A 21,779-nucleotide genomic window follows, 5' to 3' on the forward strand; every position below is an offset into this window, starting at 1 on the left:
CGGGGGCGCTTTTCTCCCCCGCCCCATGCGGCCCCGGGCGCGTCGGTGGGGGGCGGGGGGGGCCCCCCCCCCCGGGGGGGGGGGGGGTTTCCTTGGTCCCCCCCCCCCCACCGGCGTACCCGGGACTTTCGTGGGTCCGGGCTCACGGGTAAGGTTAGGTTTGCCTCACCGATCAATCGGTGCGGCCTTTACCTATGGACCCCGCCATGGACCCTGATCGGGAGGTGACCCGCGTGTACGTCTGCAACTGCTTCGGCATTACCGAGGCGCAGGTCAAGCGGCACGCGGAGGACGGCGCCTGCACCCCCCGGCAGATAGCGTCCGCCTGCAAGGCGGGCACCGACTGCGGCTCGTGCGTCCGCCGCATCCAGGCGCTGCTCGGCCGGGGCGCGTGCCCGCGGCGGGAGCTGCTCGACCAGGGCGAGCCCGCGGCGGCCCTGGCCGCCGAGGCGGAGCTGTCGGAAGCGGCCTGACCCGGTGGGGCCGGTCTAGCTGTCCGGCTGCTCGATGACCTGCGCGATGTACAGCGGCTCACCGAGCTTCTCGACCAGTTCGAGCTGGGTGTCGAGATAGTCGATGTGGTGCTCCTCGTCCTTGAGGATCGACTCGAAGATGTTCGCGGACGTGACGTCGCCCTTGGCCCGCATCACCTCGATGCCGCGCCGGAGGCGGTCGATCGCCTCCACCTCGATCTGCCGGTCCGCCTGGAACATCTCGGTGACGGTCTGGCCGATGCGGACGTGGAAGAGCCGCTGGTAGTTGGGCAGCCCGTCGAGGAACAGGATCCGGTCGGTCAGCACCTCCGCGTGCTTCATCTCGTCGAACGACTCGGCCCGGGTGTACTTCGCGAGTTTCGTCCAGCCGTTGTTCTCCTGCATCTTCGCGTGCAGGAAGTACTGGTTGATCGCGGTGAGCTCGGCGGTGAGCTGCTCGTTGAGGAATTCGATGACCTCGGGGTCGCCCTGCATCGCAGAGACTCCTTCCAAGCGGGGGAACTGGCAGGTAGCGGGCATCCTTGCACTGGCGTCCGAGGGGCGTCCAGTAAGTGCAGGCTTAGTAGGAGTTGCCCGAATCCGCGTATACCTGGTCACGTCCACCACTGCCGGTCTGTCAGGATGGAGGGTATGGGTCAGCCGGTGGGTCGCACATCTCGGGACGTCATGGAGCCGGACCTTCCGCCGGGGCAGCGACTGCAGCGCGGCTGGCCGGTCACGCACTACGGCCCGGTGCCCAAGTTCCGTCCGGAGCGCTGGGACTTCAGGGTCTTCGGCGCCACCGCGGACGGCGAGAAGCACTCCTGGACGCACGAGGAGTTCTCGGCGCTGCCGTACACGACGGTGGTGGCCGATCTGCACTGCGTCACGAAGTTCAGCATGCTCGGCGCCGAGTGGGGCGGTGTCCTCGCGCGGGACGTGCTCGCCCTGGCGCCGCCCGCGCCGAACGCCACGCACGTGATGGTCTGGGCCGAGTACGGCTACAGCGCCAACCTGCGGATGGACGACTTCCGCTCCGAGCGCACGATCTTCGCCACGCACAAGGGCGGTGAGCTCCTCACCGCCGAGCACGGCTTCCCGCTGCGGCTCGTGGTGCCCCACCTGTACGCCTGGAAGGGCCCGAAGTGGGTCCGGGGCATCGAGTACATGGCCGCCGACCGCCGCGGCTTCTGGGAGGAGCGCGGCTACCACAACATCGGCGACCCCTGGCGGGAGCAGCGCTACTCGTACCAGGAAGAGCCCGGGGACGGCCCCGAGCTGTGAGTCCTGGCGGATGACGGGAACCGAATACCCCTGACGGGTATTCCTCAAGATCTTGAGTTGGCCGGCGGCCGCCCGGGGAGGCCGCCGGGTAGCGGTGGGTCGGTGTCCGCGCTCCGGGTCAGTCCCGCAGCTCCTTGAGGCGGGCCACGTCGGCCGCGTGGCCCTCCTTGCCGCCGGGCGTCTCGATGACCAGCGGCACGCCCTCCGTGGCGGGGTGGCTCATCAGCTCGCGGAAGGCCTCGGCGCCGATGTGGCCGGTGCCGATGTTCTCGTGCCGGTCCTTGTGGGCGCCGACGACGTCCTTGGAGTCGTTGGCGTGCACCAGCTTCAGCCGGCCCGCGCCCACGGTGTCGACCAGCAGGTCGAGCGTCTGCTTCACGCCGCCGGGGCCGGCCAGGTCGTGCCCGGCGGCGAAGATGTGGCAGGTGTCCAGGCACACCCCGAGCTTCGGGTGGGCGTCCAGGGCCTCGAAGTACGGGCCGAAGTCCCAGGTGCGGGAGCACAGCGAGGCGCCCTGGCCCGCCGTCGACTCAAGGAGCAGGAACGGGTCGTCGTCGTGCGTCAGCTCGTCGAGCAGCGGCAGCAGGCGCTCGCGCACCTGGCGCAGCGCCACCTCGCGGGTGCGCCCGCCCGTCGCCGAACCGGTGTGCACGACGACACCGAGCGCGCCGATCTCGCGGCCCCGGCGCAGCGAGTGCCGCAGCGACTCCACGGACTTCTCGACGGTCGCCTCGGTGTGCGAGCCGAAGTTGATGAGGTACGGCGCGTGCACGTACGCCGGGACGGACTCCTCGGCGCAGGCCGTACGGAAGGCCTCGTCCTGCTTCGGGTTCCCCGGGGGCGTCGCCCAGCCGCGCGGGTTCGCGACGAAGACCTGGACGGTCTCGGCGCCCAGGTCGCGGGCGTACGACAGGCCCACGGTGGCCAGGCCGCCGGCCACGGGGACGTGGCTGCCGACGGGGTTGCGGAGGGCGGTGCGGGGTGCGGGGGTACGGGGAGGCTCGTTGCTGCTCACCTGCTCAAGGGTGACATGCGCGGGCCGGTGGCCCGGAACCGGAGGCCCCGGCTCGACGGCGGGGGCCGGGGCCCGGCCCTCGCGGCACGGGCCGGGGGTCCCGGCCCGGCGGAGGGAACTGGGCCGCCGGGCCTCAGCGGATCGTGATGGAGATGGTGGAGCCCTTGGGTGCCTCGTCGCCCGGGTCCACGGACTGGTCCTTCACCGTGTCGCCGAAGATGCCGAGCAGCCCGCGGTCCTCGTGCACGTCGAACCCGGCGTTCTCCAGCTCGTCCTTCGCCTCGCCGACCTTCATCCCCTCGACGTCGGGGACCTCGATCATCTCCGGGCCCTTGGACAGCGTCAGCGTCACCGTGTCGCCCTTGGCGAGGACCTTGCCCTCGTCGACCGACTGCTCGACGACGGTGCCCTTGTCGTCCTCGGAGTGCACCCGCTCCGGCGCGATCCGCACCTTCAGCCCGAGCTCGTCGAGCTCCTCGCGCGCGTCGCCCTCGGACTCCCCGGTGAGGTCGGGCACCTCGACGGGGCTGCCCTTGCTCACGACGAGGGCGACGGCCGAGCCCGCGCGGCGGACCGTGCCGGCCTTCGGGTCGGTGCGGATCACGGAGCCCTTGGCGACGTCCTGGCTGAAGGCCTTGGTGACCATCCCGGCGCCCAGCCCCAGGTCCTCCAGCTTCCCCCTGGCCTCGGCCAGGGGCGTGCCCTTCAGGTCCGGGACCTTCGCGGTCCGCGGGCCCAGCGACACGGTCAGCGTGACCTTGCCGTTGTGCCGGATGCGGTCGCCGACGCCGGGGTCGGTGGCCACGACCGTGCCGCGCTTGTCGGTGTCGCTGTACGCGCTCTTGACCTTGCGGACGCCGAGGCCCGCGTCGTCGAGCCGGTCGCGCGCCTCCTTCTCGGTCTTGGCGAGCACCGCCGGGACCGTGGTGAACTGGCCGGAGTTGATGTACCAGACGCCCGCGCCGATGCCGAGGACGAGCAGTACGGCGGCCACCGCGGCGGTCATCCCGCGCCGGGCCGTCAGCCGCTCCCGGACGCGCTCCTTGAGGGAGGCGGGGCGGGCTGCCGGGGCCCCGGCCGGGGCCGGCGGGGTGCGCAGCACGCTGGTCCGGTTGAGCCCGTCCTGCGCGCCGTCCCCCGCCTGCCCGAGCGGTCCGGGGTACCCGTTCGGGTCCTGGCCGTCCTCCCGTCCCGCCGCGGGCGTCGGCAGCCGCACCGACCGGGCCGCGCGCGGGATGACGCTCGTACGGTCCTCGGAGTTGTCGTGGGCGTCGTCCTCGGACGCGCGGGCCAGCGGCGGCACCGCGTCCAACTGCTCGTCGGTGAGCGCCAGGCGCGCCTCGCGGAGCCGCGCGAGCAGCGCCACCGCGTCGTACGGGCGCAGGTCCGGGTTGCGCGCGGTGGCCGTCGCGACCACCTCGTCCAACTCGTAGGCGAGGCCCGGCACGGCGGCGGACGGCGGCGGGACGTCCTCGTTCAGGTGCTGGAACAGGACCTGCGCGGGGGAGTCGCCGGAGTGCGGCTTGGCGCCGGTCAGCATCTCGTACAGCACGACCCCGGACGCGTACACGTCCACGCGGGTGTCCGCCGTGCCCTGCTCGATCTGCTCGGGGGCCAGGTACGACACCGTGCCGAGGACCGTGCCGGTCGTGTTGGTGACCGAGTCCACGGCCCGGACGAGCCCGAAGTCGGCGACCTTGACGCGGCCGTCGTCCCCTATGAGGACGTTCTCGGGCTTCATGTCGCGGTGCACGAACCCGGCGCGGTGGGCGGCGCCGAGCGCGGCGAGCACCGGCTCCAGGATGTCGAGGGCGGCCCGGGGCCGCAGCGCGCCGCGCTCGCGCAGCACGTCACGCAGGGTGCAGCCCGCGATGTACTCCATCGCCAGGTACACGTACGGGCCGTCGGTGCCCTGGTCGAAGACGCCGACCACGTTCGGGTGGGCGAGCCGGGCCACCGACTTGGCCTCGCGGATGAACCGCTCCACGAACGAGGCGTCCGCCGCGAGGGTGGGGTGCATCACCTTCAGCGCGAGCACGCGGTCGAGGCGGGTGTCCACGGCCCGGTAGACCGTGGCCATCCCGCCGACCGCGATCCGCCCGTCCACGCGATACCGCCCGTCGAGCACCTGCCCGACGAGGGCGTCATTAAGGGTCGTGTCCACGCAGGGAGTCTACGAGTCACCACGGACACCCCGGCCTCCCCGGGGCCCCGCGCCCCCGGACTGCAGCGCACCTGTGACCGAGCGGCCCCCTCCGCGCGCCCCCCGGGCCCCGCCCGGGTACCCGCTGCGGGCGATCACCCCGCGGCACCGCACGCGGCCACGCGCCGGGCCCCGGCAGGAGACAGCCGCCCCGGCCCCCGGCGCCGCCCCCTCAGAAGGCGGGCCGCTCCGGGTCCAGCGCGGCCAGGCCCTCGGCGGGGGACGAGGCCTCGGCGAAGTGCCGCCGGGGGATCCGCCCGGCCCGTCGGGCCAGCCGCCCGGCGACCACCGCGCGGCGCATGGCCTCCGCCATGAGCACCGGCTCCCGCGCCCGCGTCACGGCGGACGCGAGCATCACCCCGGCGCACCCCAGCTCCATCGCGAACGCCACGTCGGACGCCGTCCCGGCGCCCGCGTCCAGGATCACCGGGACGCGCGCCTGCTCGACGATGAGCTGGAAGTTGTGCGGGTTGCGGATGCCGAGCCCGGAGCCGATGGGGGAGCCGAGCGGCATCACGGCCGCGCAGCCGACGTCCTCCAGCTTCCGGGCGAGCACGGGGTCGTCGTTGGTGTACGGCAGCACGGTGAAGCCGTCGTCGACGAGCGTCTCCGCGGCGTCGAGGAGCTCCACGGGGTCCGGCAGGAGCGTCCGCTCGTCGGCGATGACCTCCAGCTTCACCAGGTCCGTGGAGAGCGCCTCGCGCGCGAGCCGCGCGGTGAGCACGGCCTCGCCCGCGGTGAAGCAGCCCGCCGTGTTGGGCAGGACGCCGATGCCGAGCCGCTCCAGGACGGAGAGCACGGAGCCGTGCGTGCCCGGGTCGACGCGGCGCATCGCCACGGTGGTCAGCTCCGTCCCGGAGGCCACCAGGGACCGCTCCAGGACGTCGAGGCTGGGCGCGCCGCCGGTGCCCATGATCAGCCGGGACGACAGCGTGAGGCCGCCGATGACGAGGGGGTCGTCCGCCATGGTCGTCAGCCTCCTTGGACGGCGGTGAGGACTTCGACGCGGTCGCCGTCGCGCAGCGCGGTGGTGGCCCACCGCGCGCGCGGGACGACGGTCTCGTTGAGCGCGGCGGCGACACCGGACGGCGCGGCGGTCAGCTCGGCGACGACGGCGTCGAGCGTGGTGCCCGCGGGGACGTCGCGCGGCTCGCCGTTGACCGATATGGCGCGGACGGTGGAGGGCGTGGTCATACGGGAAGCTCCGAGAGGTGCGGGGTCGGCGGGGTGGACGGCGTCGTACCGGACGGCGTCGTACCGGACGGTGGCGCGGCGGTCGCGGCGAACCGCAGCGGCGTGAACGGCCGGGCCTCCTCGGGCAGTTCGCCGGTGGTCAGGGCGTGCGCCATGACGTCGCCCGTCACGGGGGTCAGGAGTACGCCGTTGCGGTGGTGGCCGGTGGCCAGGTGGAGGCCGGGCAGCGCGGTGGGGCCGAGCAGCGGCGCGTTGTCGGGCGAGCCGGGCCGCAGCCCGGCGCGGGTCTCGACGAGCGGCAGCTCCGTGATGCCGGGCACGAGCTCATGGGCGTCGCGCAGCAGCTCGTACACCCCGCCCGCGGTGACCGTGGTGTCCCAGCCCAGCTCCTCGCTGGTCGCGCCGACGACGAGCTCGCCGCTGAGGCGGGGCACCAGGTAGACGTGGCCGCCGCGGACGACGGCGCGCACGGTGCGGCTCAGGAACGGCGCGTACCGCGGCGGCACGGTGAGCCGCAGGACCTGGCCCTTCACCGGGCGCACGGGCGGCAGGAGGTCGTCGGGGACCCCGGCGAGGCGGCCGCTGAGGCTGCCCGCGGCGAGGACCGTCAGATCGGTGCCGAGCGCGGTGCCGTCGCCGAGGACGACACCGGCGGCCCGCTCCCGTACGACGGTCAGCCGCTCGGCCCACGCGCGCGCGAAGGCCACCCCGGCCCGCTCGCACGCCACGAGGAGGGCCGCCGTGAGCCGGCGCGGGTCGACCTGGTGGTCGCCGTCGACGCGCAGCCCGCCGCGCACCCCGGGGGCGAGCATCGGCTCGAGGCGGCGGCACTCGCGGCCGGTCAGCCACTCCGACTCCAGGCCCGACTGCCGCTGCAGGGCGTGCAGTTCGCGCAGGTGGGCGCGGTCGTCGGCGTCGAGCGCGACGGCGAGCGTGCCGCACGCGCGGTAGCCGACGTCCTCGCCGGAGGCCTGTGCGAGCTCGGCGACGAAGTCCGGGTAGCGGCGCGCGGAGGCCAGGTTCAGGCCGAGCAGCGTCTGCTCGCCGTGGTACAGCTCGGTGACGGCGGCCAGCATGCCCGCGGCGACCTGCGCGGCACCGCCGCCCGGCTCGGGGTCGACGACGGTGACGGAAAGCCCGCGGCCCGCGGCCCGCCAGGCCGTGACCAGGCCGATGATCCCCCCGCCGACGACGACCACGTCGGACGTACGCCCGGGCGGGCGTACGTCCGGCGACGGCGCCCGGGAGGCGGGCGCGGAGGGCGCCCCGGCGGCGCCCGCCGGCCCGGCGGAATCGTCCGCAACGGCTGAAGCGCACGGAAGGGCTGGGTCGCATGGAACGGAAGCGGCCGCGTCGCATGGAACGGCCGCGTCGTAGGGAACGCCTGCGTCGGACGACGACGCGGACGACGCGGATGGAGCGGACGGAACGGGCGGCTTCGTGGCCGGTGACTCCGTGACAGGTGGCTCCGTACGGGAACGCATGGGCGTCCAGCCCCTCCCTTCGCCGGCATGACCCGGATCAGGTTCGTACGGTCGGAGGCCGTCCAGCCTCCCTCTCAGCCCGGTCGTCCGGGCTCCCGCGAGTGCTCTGCACAGGCCACCCTATCCCGTCCCCCCGCCGGGGCGTTGCCATCCGTCGTGTTCAGGTGCCACGGACCGCCCTACAGTTGATCGGGTGAGCGATGAGCGGAAGAGCGCGGGGACGGGACGGCGCGTCGTCATGGCGGGCGCCGGCATGGCCGGGGTGCAGACGGCGGTGGCGCTGCGCGAGCGGGGGTTCGACGGCACGATCACGCTGATCGGCGCGGAGCCCCACCAGCCGTACGACAGACCGCCGTTGTCCAAGGCGGTGCTGCTCGGCAAGGCGGAGGGCTCCGCCTTCGACATCGACTTCGACACCCTCGGCGTCGAGCTGCGCCTCGGCGTGGAGGTCACCGGCGTCCGGCCCGCCGACCACGAGCTGGACACGGAGACGGGCCCGGTCGCCTACGACACCCTGGTCCTCGCCACGGGCGCCGAACCGCTGCGCCTGCCCGGCTCCGAGGGCGTCCCCGGCGTGCACCTGCTGCGCACCCTCGACGACGCCGAGCGGCTGCGGCCGGTCCTGGCCGAGCAGCACGACGTCGTGGTCGTCGGCGCGGGCTGGATCGGGGCGGAGTTCGCCACGGCGGCGCGGGACGCGGGCTGCGCGGTGACGGTCGTGGAGGCCGCCGAGCACCCGCTGGCGGGCGCGCTGCCCGCCGAGGTCGCGGCCCCGATGGCGGCCTGGTACGCCGAGGCGGGCGCCGAGCTGCGCACCCGCACGCGCGTGGCCCGCGTCGAGCCCGGCGAGGTCCTCCTCGACGACGGCGGCAGGCTGCCCGCGGGCGCCGTCGTCGTCGGCATCGGGGCCCGGCCCGCGACGGGCTGGCTCGCGGGCTCCGGCATCGAGCTGGGCGCTCACGGCGAGGTCGTGGCGGACGCCCGGCTGCGCACGTCCGCCCCCGACGTCTACGCGGTCGGCGACTGCGCGTCCTTTCCCTCGGAGCGGTACGGCGAGCGCCTCCTGGTGCACCACTGGGACAACGCCGTCCAGGGCCCGCGCACGGTGGCCGCCGACATCGCGGGCGAGACCCCGGCGGCGTACGACCCGGTCCCGTACTTCTGGTCCGAGCAGTTCGGCCGCTTCGTCCAGTACGTGGGCCACCACGGGGGCGCCGACGAGCTGGTGTGGCGCGGCGACCCCGCGACCCCGTCCTGGACCGTCTGCTGGCTCCGCGAGGGCGCCCTCGTCGCCCTTCTGGCGGTGGGCCGCCCCCGCGACCTGGCCCAGGCCCGCAAACTGATCACCACAGCCACTCCCATGGACCCCACCCTCCTGGCCGACCCGGCCGTCCCCCTGAAAAAGGCCGCCCGCACCTGACCTCCCCCCGCTGTGGCCAGCGGTCCCCCTGCTGTGGGCGGCTGGTCCGCCCAGAGGGCGGAACGGGCGGGCACAGCCCACCCACGGTCGGCACGGAAAACGCAGGGTCACCAAAAACACAGGGCCACCCAGGGGCAGCACACCGGGCCCAGGGGCGTAGCCCCGGCCCCCCGCTACCGGCCCCCGGCCGGAAATGGCACGCTTGATCCGTGACCGAGATTGACGCAAAGACCGATGCTCTCGTCCCCGCCTGGCTCCACCTCCCCGACATCGCAGAGATGCTCGGTGTCGAGGTGACCCGTGTGCGGCAGCTGGTCAAGGACGGCCAGCTCATCGCCGTACGCCGCGGCGAGAACAGGACGCTTCAGGTTCCGGCGGCCTTCATCGACGGCGACAAAGTCGTCAAGGGCCTGTCCGGCACGCTGACGCTCCTGCGGGACGACGGCTTCACCGACGAAGAGATGCTCGAGTGGCTCTTCACCCCCGACCCGACCCTGCCCGGCACCCCCGCGCAGGCCCTGAGCGAGAATCGCGGCACGGAGGTGAAGCGCCGCGCGCAGGCGCTCGCCGTCTGACCTGACCACCATCCGGCGTACGGGCGGGGCGCGCGGCCCGGCCCGTACGCCACCGACACCCGGGGGGAACGTTTCCATGGCCACCGACACGGCGGGCGGCTCCGCACGCGCCCGGCTCGCGGACGCGCGGCTCTACCTGTGCGTGGACGCGCGCAAGCGCCAGGGGGACCTCCCGGAGTTCCTGGACGCCGTCCTCGCGGGCGGCGTCGACATCGTGCAGCTCCGCGACAAGGGCATGGAGGCCGCGGAGGAGCTGGAGCACCTCCAGGTCTTCGCCGACGCCTGCCGCCGCCACGGCAGGCTCCTCGCGGTCAACGACCGCGCGGACGTCGCCCACGCCATCGGCTCCGACGTGCTGCACCTCGGGCAGGGCGACCTGCCGGTGCCCGCGGCCCGCGCCGTCCTCGGCCGGGACGTCCTGATCGGCCGCTCCACGCACGCCGAGCGGGAGGCCGCCGCGGCGGCCGTCCAGGACGGCGTGGACTACTTCTGCACCGGCCCGTGCTGGCCGACGCCGACGAAGCCGGGACGGCACGCCCCCGGCCTCGACCTGGTTCGGTACACCGCCGGGCTCGGCACCGACCGCCCCTGGTTCGCGATCGGCGGCATCGACGCGGGCAACCTCGACCAGGTCCTCGAAGCGGGCGCGCGCCGCGTGGTCGTGGTGCGCGCGATCACGGAGGCCGACGACCCCGGCGCGGCGGCGGCCGACCTCGCCGAGCGGCTCCGTACGGCCTAAAGCCGCCTGAGACTGCCTGAGACGGCCCGAGACGACCTGGGACGGCCCAGGACGGAGACGGTCCGGAGGGCGCTCCGGCGCCTCCTTGCGCCCCCTGTGGCCCGCCCCGCGTACGCCCGCGTGCGGCCGGAGCGTCCCCCGTACACGCCCGTGCCCCGTACGCTCGTCTGATCAATCACCGGAAAGTGTCCGAGGGGCGGACAACAAGCTGACCAAATGGACATATCACCTGCCTTTGGTTGGGCGACCGGCGCGGCCTGGCTAACCTGCCCGTATGGCCCTAGGCACTGCTTCCACCAGGACTGACCGCGCACGCACCGTGCGCGACATGCTCGCGACCGGCAAGACCACGTACTCCTTCGAGTTCTCGGCGCCGAAGACCCCCCGGGGCGAGCGGAACCTGTGGAACTCGCTGCGCAGGGTCGAGGCGGTCGCGCCGAGCTTCGTCTCCGTGACGTACGGGGCCGGCGGCTCCACGCGCGCGGGGACGGTCAAGGAGACCCAGCAGATCGTCGCCGACTCGACGCTCACCCCGGTCGCCCACCTCACCGCGGTCGACCACTCGGTGGCCGAACTGCGCAACATCATCGGGCAGTACGCCGACGCCGGGATCAGGAACATGCTGGCGCTGCGCGGCGACCCGCCCGGCGACCCGATGGGCGAGTGGGTCAAGCACCCCGAAGGGCTCACCTACGCCGCCGAACTGGTCCACCTCATCAAGGAGTCCGGCGACTTCTGCGTGGGCGTCGCGGCCTTCCCCGCGATGCACCCGCGCTCGCCCGACTGGGACTCCGACGTCCGCCACTTCGTCGACAAGTGCCGCGCGGGCGCCGACTACGCGATCACGCAGATGTTCTTCCACCCGGAGGAGTACCTGCGCCTGCGCGACCGCGTCGCGGCGGCGGGCTGTGAGACGCCGATCATCCCCGAGATCATGCCGGTGACGAACGTCCGCCAGCTGGAGCGGCTGCCGCAGCTCAGCAACGCGGACTTCCCGCCCGCCCTCAAAGAGCGGATCCTCTCGGCGCAGCACGATCCCGCCGCTGTACGCTCCATTGGGATCGAGTTCGCGACGGAGTTCTGCGCGCGGCTCCTCGCCGAGGGCGTCCCGGGGCTGCACTTCATCACGCTGAACAACTCCACGGCGACGCTGGAGATCTACGAGAATCTGGGCCTGCACCACCAGCAGGCCTGACCGGTCGTACCCGCACGGCGCGACCGCAGGGGAGAGGGGCGTACATGGGCTGGACGGTCCTCTACATCGCGTTCGGCGTGGTCGCGCTGTGGCTGCTGGGCGAGGTGCTGTTGCAGTACAAGGCGCGGCTGCGCTGGCGGCTGCTCGCCTTCGGGGGCTTCCTGGGCGTGGTCGTCGGCGTGCTGCTGCCGTCGGTGCCGGTGATCGCGGCGGGTGCCGTCGCCTTCGCCGTCGGGCAGACGTACGTGACGCTGTCGTTCCGCCGCGGCTTCGCCCAGGGCTGGGCGCTCGGCGGCAAGCCCGGCGCGAGCAAGCGCCGCCCCGGTGGCAGCAAGCGCCGCAAGGCCGCCCCCGGTGCCGCCGCCGCGCAGCCGACGCTCCAGGTCACCGAGGTAGCGTACGAGCCCGGCGACGGCCCGGCCGCGGCGGACGCGCTGGAGTCGACGGCCATGCTGGACGTGGCGGAGGTCCAGGCCGCCGGGCCCGGCGCGCCCGTCCCGGTGCCCGGCGACGCCGGGCAGTACGGCGGCCACGACGGCGCCTCGCAGCCGCCGTCCGCCGCCGGTGACGGCTACGCCTTCGACACGTACGCCGGCTACGACCAGCAGGGCGCGCAGGACCCGATGCCGCTCGGGTACGGCGACACGGGCGAGCAGCGGTACGCGGCCTACTCCGACCCCTACATCGGCCCGCAGTACGGCGCCCAGCCGGGCTACGACGCCTACGCCGACCCCCAGCCCGCGTACGCCCCCTACGGCGGCGACGCGTACGGCACCGGCTACCAGGACACCCCGCCCGGCGGCGTGTGGGTGCCCCACCAGCGCATCGGCGACGCCGCGTCCTACGGCGCCGAGCTGCCGCCCGACCAGCCTCCCTACCCGCCGTTCCCGGCGCCCGGCGGCGAGCAGGAGCAGGGCAACGCCTTCGGCTACGAGCCGGGGCACAACGGCGAGCAGCAGTACCGCTACTGAGGCCCTCTCAGACCCCGCCCCCCGCCCCGGCTCACTGCGAGCCGCGGAACTCCGGGCCCTCCACGATCAGCCCGGCGACCAGCGTGCCGGACATGCCCGCGTGCGGCAGCCCGCCGCCGGGGTGCGCCCAGCCGCCGACCGCGAAGAGGCCGCGCAGCGCCGTGCTGTTGGCCGGGTGCAGCAGCCGCCCGCCCGCCGCCGCCAGCGCGGGCGCCGGGACCGCGCCGCCGTCGGCGCCGGTGGCCTCCGCCACGTCGACGGGTGTCCGGACCTCGTGCCACAGCAGGCGGTCCCGGAGGCCGGGCACGGCGCGCTCGGCGCGGGCGATCACCTGCTCGGCCTGCGCGGCGAAGGCCTCCCGCGCCGCTCCGTCCGGCGCACCGGCGTACGCGGGCACGGTGGCGGTCAGGGTGACCGCCTCGTGCCCGGCGTCGGGCACCACGGTCGCGTCGTCGGGCCGGATCACGGTCACCGTGGGCGGCGCGGTCCCGGTGCCCGGCACGGTCCCGGCGCCCGGCGCGCCGAACAGGCGGTCCAGCTCCGCGTCCCGGTCGGGGGCGTGCACCACCGTCCGGTGCGGCGTGCCCTCGGGGCGCGCGCCGCGCAGGGCCAGCAGCACCGTGAGGCGGCTGGGGTGGCTGGGGCCGCCCTGCGCGGGCACCTCCCCCTCGGCGCGCACGCGCTCGCCCGGCAGCAGGCGCTCCAGGGCGCCCGGCGCCACGCCCGCCACCACGAAGTCCGCGTCCACCACGGTCCCGTCGGCCAGCTCCACGCCCGCGGCGCCGCCGTCCTTCACGACGATCTGCGTCACCGCCGAGCCGAAGACGAACTCCACCCGCCGGGCCAGGCACCGCTCGTACACCGCGGTCGCCAGCGCGCGCAGGCCGCCGCGCACCGACCAGGTGCCGAACGTCTGCTCCAGGTACGGCAGGACGGCCGCGCTCGCCGGGGCCGTCCGCGGGTCGAGGCCGTGCGCCGGCGCGAAGTGCTCCAGGAGCGCGCGCAGCCGGGGCTCGCCACCCAGCTCGTAGGCGCCGATCTCGGCGAGGGTGGCCGCGCGCCGCTCGCGGCGGAAGAGGCGGCGCTCGGCCACCGCGGGGTACGGCTCGCGCTCGGCAAGCACCTGCCAGTTCGGCCACAGGGGCTCTTCGAGCAGGGGGCGGCGGGTGCGGTCCCAGGCCTCCCGCGCGCGGTTCATGAACGCCGACCAGCGCGCGCCCGCGCCGGGGCCGAGCGCCGCGTCCAGGGCCTCGGCGACGCCCGCGCGCGAGGCGTTCGGCAGGTCCACGGCCGTGCCGTCGGCGAAGACGTGCCGGACCGCGGGCTCGACCTGCGACAGCTCGACGCAGTCCTCCAAGGGCTGCTTGCCGGTCTTCACGAACAGGTCGCGGTAGACCGCGGGGAGGTGGAGCAGGGCCGGGCCCGTGTCGAAGGCGAAGCCGTCGCGCTCCACGCGGCCGAGCGCGCCGCCGTACGTCTCCGCGCGCTCGTGCACCACCACCCGGTGGCCCGCCACGGCCAGCCGGGCGGCGGCCGTCATCGCGCCCATCCCGGCGCCGATCACCACAATCCGTGCCATGCCAGGGACTTTATCCGCCGCCACTGACAACGCCGCGGGCCGCCCGTCCCGACCGCCCCGCGGCCCCCGCCGGGGCGGCCCGCTCAGTCCGGGGACCGGCCCGCCGCCAGGCGCCGCTCCTCGCGGCGCTGGGCCCGGCGGCGCCGGAACCGGCGGATCCGGGAGGCGAGGAACAGCAGCAGCACCAGGCCGAGGAGCAGCAGTACGCCCGCGACCACGGCGGCGGCCCGGGGGTGGAACATGGCGAAGCTGACGACACCGCCGACGCCGAGGTCCTCCGCGGTGCTCACGAGGACGTTGCTGAACGGCTCCGGCGAGGTGTTCACGGCCATCCGCGTCCCGGCCTTGACGGCGTGGCTGGCCAGCGCCGTCGTCCCGCCGACGGCGCCCGCCGCCACCTCCGGCAGGGAACCGCTCTGCCCGGCCAGCAGCGCCGCCACCCAGGCGCCGGACACCGGCCGCACGACCGTGTGCGCGGTGTCCCACACCGAGTCCACGTACGGGATCTTGTCGGCGACGGCCTCGCAGGCGAAGAGCACCCCCGCCGCGATCAGGACGCCGGGGCTCCGCAGCGCCTCGGGCACCTCGTCGGACACCCCCGTGGCGCCGAAGACACCGAGGAGCAGGACCACCGCGTAGGCGTTGATCCCGCTGGCCCAGCCGCTGGTGAACACCAGGGGAAGTACGGACACGGCGCGATCGTAACCAGCGGGCGGCGGTCCGGCCCGCGGACGAGCGCCCGCGGATGAGCGCCCGGGGCTGAGTATCCGTACCTAGGGACGGAGATGAGTACCCGCGCGGATGGGGCCCGGCCCGCGGGGACGGGAGAGTGAGGGCGCGGAGAAGGGCGCGGCACCGGCACCGCCGACACGGGGCGGCGGAACGGTGGCGGCGCCCTTGCCCGCTCCTCCCGCCGGGGGCGGGGGGACACGGGGGTGACCCGGGGGAACGACCACGGGGGTCGCGCGGGGGACACGCGGGCGCCGGTCCGGCGGGCCTGGACTGCCAGGCTCGTCGGACCGGCGCCGCGCGACGCGCCGGACGCGGGGGCACCCGTGGGCCCAGGGCGGGGATACGCCCGAACGGGTGACGCGCCGCCCGTCGGCCCGGGACCCGCCCGCGGGGTCAGCGGGTGCCGCTCACCCGGCCCTGGAGCAGCCGGGACAGGGCCGCGTGGACGTCGTCGAGCGTGCGCTCCGGCTGGAAGGACTGCCAGTCGAGCGCGGCGACCAGGACCATGCCGACGAGCGCGGCGGCCGTCAGCGGGATGTCGATCTCCTCGCTCAGCTCGCCGTTGGCCACGCCCGCGCGCAGGACGTCCTCGACGACGGCCACGGCCTGCTGCCGGACCACCATCAGGGTGGACTGCCAGGCGCGGTTCGTGCGCCACAGCTCGGCGACGTAGAGCTGGGTGAAGGCCGGGTAGCGGTCGATGAAGACGAGACCCGCGCGGATCATCGCGTCCAGGGCGTCGACCTTGCTGCCGCCCTCCAGGGCGGCCCGCTCGGCGGCGTCCTTCAGGGAGGCCGTGAGCAGGCCGACCCCGTGCCGCAGCAGTTCCTCGAAGAGGACGGACTTGCTGGCGAAGTTGTAGTAGACCGTGCCCTTCGCCACTCCCGCCCGTTCGGCGATCTCGTCAACTGTCGTGGCGGAGAACCCCTGTTCCGCGATGAGGGTGACGGCGGCCTCGTAGAGCTTCTGCCGGGTGGCCTCGCGCCGTGTGCTGCTCGCGCCGCTTGCGCTTCGTTCCATGGGAGAGATTTTCACAGGTGCGGACCCGTTCACAGGCTCAGCTCCGGATGCAGCCGCTCCAGTGTCCACACCTGTTTACGGCGCGCGGAGACGGCGGTCAGCGCGAGGGCGCCCGCGGTGAAGGCCGCCAGGACCGCGCACGCCGTCCAGACCGGACCGAGGCCGCCGCCCGTGATGAGCCTCCTGAGGGCGTCGACGACGTAACTCATCGGCAGGTAGGGGTGGATCGCGCGGAAGAAGCCGGGGCTCGTCTGCACCGGGTAGGTGCCGCCCGCCGACGTGAGCTGGAGCATCAGGAGCGCCAGGACGAGGATCCGCCCGGCCGCCCCGAAGCGCGCGTTCAGCCACTGCACGAGGGCCGCGAAGCAGCCCGTCACCAGGATCAGGAAGCCGATCGTGCCCGCGGCCCGGGTCATCCGCAGGCCCAGGCCCCAGTGCAGCACGGACATCAGCGCCGCCACCTGGAGCACCCCGAGGGCCGCGACCGGCAGCCAGCCGGCGAGCGCGATCCGCCACGCGGAGGCGCCCGCGGCGAGCGCGCGCCGGTTGAGCGGCGGGATCAGCATGTACGCCACCATCGCGCCGACCCACAGGGACAGCGGGATGAAGTACGGGGCGAAACCGGTGCCGTAGTTGGGCGCCTTGTGCAGCGACCGGGAGGCGAGCTGTACCGGGTCGGCCATCACGTCGGTGCGCCGGTCGCGGTCCTTCTTGTCGTAGTCGGGGATCTTCTTGACGCCGTCGTGCAGCCCGCCCGCGAGCTTCCGCGAGCCGTCGGCCAGCTTGAACATGCCGCCCTCGAGGTCCGAGGCGCCCGTCCGGAGCCTGCCGACGCCCGAGTCCAGGTCGGTGGCGCCGGTCTTGGCGGTGCCGAGGCCCGTGTGCAGCTTTTTGGCGCCCTTGGCGACCTCGCCCGCGCCCTTGTTGAGCGCGTTGACGTCCCGGACGGTCTTCTCCAGGTCCTCGTCCAGGTGCGGGGCGCGGTCGGCGAGGGCCCGGGCCTTCGTCTGGAGCTTCGCGAGGTTCGTGTCGAGGGTCTTCAGGTCGCCGCTCTGGTCCTTGACGAGCGTGTCGACGTCCGCCGCGACCACCGCGACGTCGGCCGCCGCCTGCTTGGCCTTCTTCAGCTTCGGGCACCAGGGCTCGGGCGCGTGGTCGGGGAGGCGGCGGCACTGCTCCTCGTAGACGCCGTTCAGGGCGGCCGAGGCCTCCTTGGCGTCGGTGGCGGCCTTGGGGGCCTTCTCGACCAGGGTGTCCAGGTTGTGGCGGACGGCCCGGGAGGAGTCGGCGACGAGCCGCGCGGTGTCACCCAGGGTCTTGCCGTTGTCCTTCAGGTAGGGCCGCACCTTGCCCGCCGCGCCGTTGACCCGGTCGGCCAGCTTCCCGGTGCCGTCGGCGACGCGGCGCGCGCCGTCCTCCAGGTCGCCCGCGCCCGTGTGCAGCTTCCTCAGGCCGCCGGCGAGGTCGCCGCTGCCGTCCTTGGCGTGCCGCAGGCCGTCGACGAGGTCCTTGGAGCCCTTCTTCGCCTTCCCGATGCCGCCTTCGAGCCGGTCGGCGCCCTTGGCGGCCTGCGCGGTCTTCCCGTGGATGTCGGAGAACGAGACGAAGATCTTGTCGAAGAAGCCCCGTGAGGCCTTCGTGGACGCGGCCCGGCGCACCTCGGAGAAGACCGAGCGCGAGATCTGCCCCACGATGTAGTTGTTCGCGTCGTTCGTACGGACCTGCAGCGCCCCGGTCCCGGGGGAGTCGCCGGAGCTCGACGCGACGCGCTCGCTGAAGTCGGACGGCATGGTCAGCGACAGGTAGTAGGTGCCGCTCTCGACGCCCTCGCGGGCCTGTGCCGCGCTCACCTCGTGCCAGTCGAAGGTCTCGCTGTCCAGGAGCCTGTCGGCGATGCTGTCGCCCGCGCGGAGCTTCTCACCGTCGACCGTGGCCCCCTTGTCGTCGTTCACGAGGGCCACGGGGATCCGGTCCAGGTGGCCGTACGGGTCCCAGAACGAGCACAGGTACAGCGCGCCGTACAGCAGCGGCAGCAGCAGGAGCGCGACCAGGGCCGCGCGCGGGAGCCGGCCCCTGCCGAAGCGCTTGAGCTCAAGCGCGGCGAGTTTCGGGGAACGCATCCGCCGTCTCCTCCTCGTCGTCGGAGCCGTCCCGCACGCCGCCGCGCTCCGCGCCGGTGCCGTGGTCCGCGCCCTCGTGGTGACCGTCGTCCTCGTCGCGGTCCGCGCACGCGTAGTGCTCGTCGTGGTCCGCGCTCGCGTGGTGCCCGTCGTCCTCGCCGTACGGGCCGTGCTCGTCGTACATGTCGTCCTCGCCGGCGTCCCCGGGTGGTGCGGTGTGGTCCTGTACGTCACTGTCGTCGGCGTACGCGCGCGGGGCGGTCGGTACGACGAGCGCGTCCTCGGGGGCCTCGCGGCAGACGGCCAGGACCGTGGTGCCGCCCGCGGCGACGGACCGGAGCAGGTCCCAGGCGGTGGCCCGTTCGGCGGCCGAGAGCTTGAGGTCGACGTCGTCGACGCCCAGCAGTCGGGGGCGCCCGACGAGCGCGAGCGCCACCGACAGCCGCAGCGCCTCCAGCCGGTCCAGGTCGCGCACGGCGGTCCGCGCGCCCCGGGGCAGGGAGGCGACGTCGAGCCCCGCGGTCCGCAGGGCCGTGTCGATCCGCAGCCGGGACACGGCCGCCCGCTCGGCCCGCGGCCGCAGCAGCGAGCGCAGCGAGCCCTCGAACCGCCGCTGGAGGAGCGCCCGCTCCCGCAGGTGCTCGGCGACGGTCAGCGCGGGCTCCAGGTCGGTGACGCCGGGCACGGGCCCCAGCGCGCTGACGCGGCGCACCGCGGCCAGCTGCTCGGGCAGCCGGTGGCGGCCCACCCACGCCGTGCCCTCGGTCGCCCGCATACGTCCCATGAGGGCGAGCAGAAGACAGGTGCGGCCGGAGCCGGAGGGCCCTTCGACGGCGACGAGCGCGCCGGGCCCGGCCGTGAAGCGGATGTCGCGGAACACCGGGCCGCGCGGTCCTTCGAGCCCGAAACCCGCCGCGCTGACGGCGGCGCCGTGCGGAGCGTCCACGGTCCCTCCTCGCCTGTTCGCCACCTCATAGATGCGTGAACCGGGCAGCTTTTGAACTGACCAGTCAGTGCAAAAGGTAGTGCGAACCGTCGATCGGGGCAAAAGTCCAGGTCAGGACGGATTGTCAGTGGCATACCCCACGATGGGCACATACGGCCACTGCGCCGTCACACGACGACAGGAGGTTCGTCATGGCCCGTTCGCACGCAGCGGCCGCCGCACACCGGCGCCGCGCCGCAGGCCCTGCCCCCTCACTGACCGGTCCGGCGGGCGACGTGCACCCCGTCCTGCGCCGCGCCTCGGCCCCGCCCGCCGCCCTCGGACTGCTCGCGCAGGCCCGCGCCGGGCTCGACGAGGCGGCCCGCCTCGACCCGCCCAACGAGCGCTACGCCACCGCCCACCTCGCCGCCCTCCGCACCGCCGCCGCCGTCCTCGCCGCCCGCGGCCGCCCCGAGCTCGCGCCCCGGCGCCGCCGGCGGATCCGCAGCGCCTGGGAGGTGCTGCCCGAGATAGCCCCCGAACTGACCGAGTGGAGCGCGCTGTTCGCCTCCGGGGCCGACCGCAGGGCCCGCGCCGAGGCGGGCATACAGGGGGCGGCCAGCGCCCGGGACGCCGACGACCTGCTGCGGGACGCGGCGATGTTCCTGCGCCTGGTCGAGCGGATGCTGGTCCTCCAGCCCGTGCTGCCCCAGGCGCGACAGGAGTCACCGGATGCGGGCTGACCTCGGCACACCGGATCGCGCTGATCCTCGGCACACGGGGACCGCGGCGCGCCCGCCCCCTCGGTGACCCGCCCGCGCGGGGGCGGGGTGCGGACGGCGCCGGGCCGGTGGGCCGGGTGCGGGCAGGGGCGCGGGCAGCAGGCGCGGGCAGGGGCGGACAGGCGGCGGAGCAGCCGCGCGCTTCCCATTAGGGTGGGAGCGCCCGCACCCGAACAGCCCGCCGACACAGGCGGAGCACGCCGAGGAGTCAACTGCCGTGTCGGACCCGATGCCGCCCGCCTCCCACCGCCCCTCCCACACGGCGTCGCTGCGTTCCGACCCCCCGCGTCCGCGTGCCTCCCTGCGGACCGCCGTCGTCTGGGAGGTCCTCAAGGACGCCCTCGACCGCCGGGTCAAGGCCGTCGCGGGCGACGCCGGGGGCCCCGGCGGCCTGGAGGTCCTCGACACCGGCGGCGGCAGCGGCAACTTCGCGGTGCCCGTCGCCCGCCTCGGGCACCGCGTCACGGTCGTCGACCCCAGCCCCAACGCCCTGTTCGCGCTGGAGCGCCGCGCCGCCGAGGCCGGGGCGGCCGACCGCGTCCGCGGCGTCCAAGGCGACGTGCACGGCCTCTTCGACGTCGTCGAGCGCGGCGGCTACGACGCCGTGCTCTGCCACGGCGTCCTGGAGTACGTGGACGACCCGGCCGAGGGCGTGCGCAACGCCGTCGGCGCGCTGCGCCCCGACGGCGTCCTGAGCCTGCTCGCGGCGGGCCTCGGCGGCGCCGTCGTCGCCCGCGCCCTCGCCGGTCACTTCACCGAGGCCCACCGGGCCCTGGAGGACCCGGCCGGGCGCTGGGGCGAGGGCGACCCCGTGCCGCGCCGCTTCACCGCGGAGCAGCTCACCGGGCTGGTCGAGGCCGCGGGCCTGCGCGTCACCGGGGTGCACGGCGTGCGGGTCTTCGCCGACCTCGTCCCCGGCGTCCTCGTCGACACCGAGCCCGGCGCCCTGGAGGCACTCCTCAAGCTGGAGGCCGCCGCCGCCGAGCTGTCCGCCTTCCACTCCGTGGCCACCCAGCTCCATGTGCTCGGTGAGACGCACGGGTCCGCGGGGGCCTGAGCGCCACCCGGTGCGCGGGGCTCCTGTGACGCCTGGGACCACCCCGCTGATCAGCGCCGCAGCGGCACATGGAGTACGCCACAGGCCCCCCGTACGGGCGACGGGCGCCGTATGATCGAGGGACACCGTCCGGCATGACGGACCGGCCACTGGGGAATGCAGGCTTCAGTGAGCCGGGGCGACCTGGCGGGCCGGTTTGGCGAAGTTGGCGCAGAGGGGCGGGTTTCACGGGGGCGATTCCCTGCCTATCCTGAAGGGGACCCCCCGGTCGCCCCGGCGACTGCACGATGAGGAGGACTCCGTGCCGCTCTCGGAGCACGAGCAGCGCATGCTCGAGCAAATGGAGCGAGCGCTGTACGCCGAAGATCCCAAGTTCGCTACAGCGCTTGAGGGAAGCGGGCTGCGTACGTACACCCGGAAGCGGGTCTACCAAGCGGTCGCGGGCTTCCTGGTGGGCATCGCCCTCCTCATGGCCGGAATGGTCGCCCAGCTCATCTGGGTGAGCGTGGTCGGTTTCCTCGTCATGCTGGGGTGCGCGGTCCTCGCCGTCACCGGTTGGCGCAAGGCGCCCAAGCCGGGCGAGCAGGTTCCCGGCACGGTCGCCGGAGCCGCTCCGGGCGTCCGGCGACAGCATCAGCCCAGGCAGCGTCGGTCCGTGATGGACCGCATCGAGCAGCGGTGGCAGCGCCGCAGGGACGAGCAGCAGGGCGGCCAGTAGCCTCCAGGGGCCTTCCGCCCGACGTCCTCCTCCTTCCTCCGCGCCTGCCGAGGCCCGGCCGCGTCACCGCGAGCCGGGCCTTCGCTTTGCCCCCGGGCAGCCCCGGAGGCGGCCGTGCCCCGTGTGCGCCCCCGCCTACCCCCACGTCACCGCCGCGCGAGGCCCCGAGCCACTCCGGGTCCGGCCGCCCTCGACGTGTGCACCCGCACACACCGCCCGCACCCACCACCGGCCAGGAACCGCGTCCACCCACGGCGTGAGGGGGTGGGCGCCGACCGGCGCTCACCCCCTCG

The 21,779-nt window shown here is 74.6% G+C and carries 21 protein-coding genes and 1 riboswitch; of the genes, 10 read left to right on the top strand and 11 right to left on the bottom strand.

Annotated features, from left to right (window positions below; all coding sequences use genetic code 11):
* Window positions 1-206 precede the first annotated feature (206 nt).
* Complete coding sequence (locus QK440_RS33615) at window positions 207-473, top strand: (2Fe-2S)-binding protein (protein WP_282797040.1); 267 nt, start codon at window positions 207-209, stop codon at window positions 471-473.
* Window positions 474-488: 15 nt separating this feature from the next.
* On the opposite strand, the gene bfr is transcribed toward QK440_RS33615, so the two are convergent.
* The gene (gene bfr / locus QK440_RS33620) at window positions 489-968 is read right to left on the bottom strand and encodes a bacterioferritin (RefSeq protein ID WP_282797041.1); all 480 of its coding nucleotides are present in this window, start codon (window positions 966-968) and stop codon (window positions 489-491) included.
* A 156-nt stretch (window positions 969-1,124) separates the two neighbouring features.
* On the opposite strand from bfr, the gene QK440_RS33625 reads away from it, so the two are divergent.
* Window positions 1,125-1,757, top strand: a complete 633-nt coding sequence (locus QK440_RS33625) for a sulfite oxidase-like oxidoreductase (RefSeq protein ID WP_282797042.1) — start codon at window positions 1,125-1,127, stop codon at window positions 1,755-1,757.
* A 118-nt stretch (window positions 1,758-1,875) separates the two neighbouring features.
* Here the strand turns inward: QK440_RS33625 and QK440_RS33630 are convergent, their stop codons facing one another.
* The 5 genes from QK440_RS33630 to thiO all read right to left on the bottom strand — a co-directional run bounded on the left by QK440_RS33630 (window position 1,876) and on the right by thiO (window position 7,368).
* Window positions 1,876-2,772 carry a deoxyribonuclease IV gene (locus tag QK440_RS33630; RefSeq protein ID WP_282797043.1) on the bottom strand — a complete coding sequence of 299 codons (897 nt, stop codon included), beginning with the start codon at window positions 2,770-2,772 and terminating at the stop codon, window positions 1,876-1,878.
* A gap of 133 nt (window positions 2,773-2,905) precedes the next feature.
* The gene (gene pknB / locus QK440_RS33635) at window positions 2,906-4,936 is read right to left on the bottom strand and encodes a Stk1 family PASTA domain-containing Ser/Thr kinase (protein WP_282797044.1); all 2,031 of its coding nucleotides are present in this window, start codon (window positions 4,934-4,936) and stop codon (window positions 2,906-2,908) included.
* Window positions 4,937-5,147: 211 nt separating this feature from the next.
* Entirely contained in the window at window positions 5,148-5,942 is a 795-nt protein-coding gene (locus QK440_RS33640; RefSeq protein WP_282797045.1) for a thiazole synthase, read from the bottom strand.
* 5 nt (window positions 5,943-5,947) lie between these two features.
* Window positions 5,948-6,169 (bottom strand): sulfur carrier protein ThiS, encoded by a 222-nt coding sequence (thiS, locus tag QK440_RS33645; protein WP_282797046.1) that lies wholly within the window; start codon window positions 6,167-6,169, stop codon window positions 5,948-5,950.
* Window positions 6,166-7,368 (bottom strand): glycine oxidase ThiO, encoded by a 1,203-nt coding sequence (gene thiO, locus QK440_RS33650; RefSeq protein ID WP_282797047.1) that lies wholly within the window; start codon window positions 7,366-7,368, stop codon window positions 6,166-6,168. The genes thiS and thiO overlap by 4 nt, the downstream gene beginning before the upstream one ends.
* Window positions 7,369-7,650: 282 nt before the next feature.
* Window positions 7,651-7,762, bottom strand: a riboswitch (TPP riboswitch).
* 84 nt (window positions 7,763-7,846) lie between these two features.
* On the opposite strand from thiO, the gene QK440_RS33655 reads away from it, so the two are divergent.
* The 5 genes from QK440_RS33655 to QK440_RS33675 all read left to right on the top strand — a co-directional run bounded on the left by QK440_RS33655 (window position 7,847) and on the right by QK440_RS33675 (window position 12,553).
* Window positions 7,847-9,073, top strand: a complete 1,227-nt coding sequence (locus QK440_RS33655) for an FAD-dependent oxidoreductase (RefSeq protein ID WP_282797048.1) — start codon at window positions 7,847-7,849, stop codon at window positions 9,071-9,073.
* A gap of 209 nt (window positions 9,074-9,282) precedes the next feature.
* A complete protein-coding gene (locus QK440_RS33660; protein WP_190135558.1) occupies window positions 9,283-9,648 on the top strand; it encodes an Rv2175c family DNA-binding protein in 366 nt (121 codons plus the stop codon).
* 76 nt (window positions 9,649-9,724) lie between these two features.
* A complete protein-coding gene (gene thiE, locus QK440_RS33665) occupies window positions 9,725-10,387 on the top strand; it encodes a thiamine phosphate synthase (protein WP_282797049.1) in 663 nt (220 codons plus the stop codon).
* A gap of 274 nt (window positions 10,388-10,661) precedes the next feature.
* Window positions 10,662-11,582, top strand: coding sequence for a methylenetetrahydrofolate reductase [NAD(P)H] (metF, locus tag QK440_RS33670; protein ID WP_282797050.1), 921 nt, complete (start codon window positions 10,662-10,664; stop codon window positions 11,580-11,582).
* A 44-nt stretch (window positions 11,583-11,626) separates the two neighbouring features.
* Entirely contained in the window at window positions 11,627-12,553 is a 927-nt protein-coding gene (locus QK440_RS33675) for a hypothetical protein (protein ID WP_282797051.1), read from the top strand.
* A 31-nt stretch (window positions 12,554-12,584) separates the two neighbouring features.
* Here the strand turns inward: QK440_RS33675 and QK440_RS33680 are convergent, their stop codons facing one another.
* The 5 genes from QK440_RS33680 to QK440_RS33700 form a co-directional block, all read right to left on the bottom strand.
* Window positions 12,585-14,132, bottom strand: coding sequence for an NAD(P)/FAD-dependent oxidoreductase (locus QK440_RS33680; RefSeq protein ID WP_282797052.1), 1,548 nt, complete (start codon window positions 14,130-14,132; stop codon window positions 12,585-12,587).
* Between the two features lie 83 nt (window positions 14,133-14,215).
* Complete coding sequence (locus QK440_RS33685) at window positions 14,216-14,824, bottom strand: DUF4126 domain-containing protein (protein WP_282797053.1); 609 nt, start codon at window positions 14,822-14,824, stop codon at window positions 14,216-14,218.
* A 433-nt stretch (window positions 14,825-15,257) separates the two neighbouring features.
* Complete coding sequence (locus QK440_RS33690) at window positions 15,258-15,884, bottom strand: TetR/AcrR family transcriptional regulator (protein ID WP_282797054.1); 627 nt, start codon at window positions 15,882-15,884, stop codon at window positions 15,258-15,260.
* 29 nt (window positions 15,885-15,913) lie between these two features.
* Entirely contained in the window at window positions 15,914-18,004 is a 2,091-nt protein-coding gene (locus tag QK440_RS33695; RefSeq protein ID WP_282797055.1) for a YhgE/Pip domain-containing protein, read from the bottom strand.
* On the bottom strand, window positions 17,976-18,950 hold the full coding sequence (locus tag QK440_RS33700) for an ATP-binding cassette domain-containing protein (protein WP_282797056.1): 975 nt from the start codon (window positions 18,948-18,950) through the stop codon (window positions 17,976-17,978). Before QK440_RS33700 ends, QK440_RS33695 begins: the two co-directional genes overlap by 29 nt.
* Before the next feature lie 191 nt (window positions 18,951-19,141).
* Here QK440_RS33700 and QK440_RS33705 point away from each other — a divergent pair, with 191 nt between their 5' ends.
* The 3 genes from QK440_RS33705 (at window position 19,142) to QK440_RS33715 (ending at window position 21,486) form a co-directional block, all read left to right on the top strand.
* Entirely contained in the window at window positions 19,142-19,672 is a 531-nt protein-coding gene (locus QK440_RS33705; RefSeq protein WP_282797057.1) for an SAV_6107 family HEPN domain-containing protein, read from the top strand.
* 256 nt (window positions 19,673-19,928) lie between these two features.
* Window positions 19,929-20,768 (top strand): methyltransferase, encoded by an 840-nt coding sequence (locus tag QK440_RS33710; RefSeq protein WP_282797058.1) that lies wholly within the window; start codon window positions 19,929-19,931, stop codon window positions 20,766-20,768.
* Between the two features lie 301 nt (window positions 20,769-21,069).
* Window positions 21,070-21,486: a DUF3040 domain-containing protein gene (locus QK440_RS33715; protein WP_190135548.1), complete on the top strand. Its 417-nt coding sequence runs from the start codon at window positions 21,070-21,072 to the stop codon at window positions 21,484-21,486.
* The last annotated feature ends 293 nt before the right edge of the window (window positions 21,487-21,779 follow it).

Source organism: Streptomyces sp. CC224B (genome assembly GCF_030010595.1).
GTDB classification, from domain to species: Bacteria; Actinomycetota; Actinomycetes; order Streptomycetales; family Streptomycetaceae; genus Streptomyces; species Streptomyces longispororuber.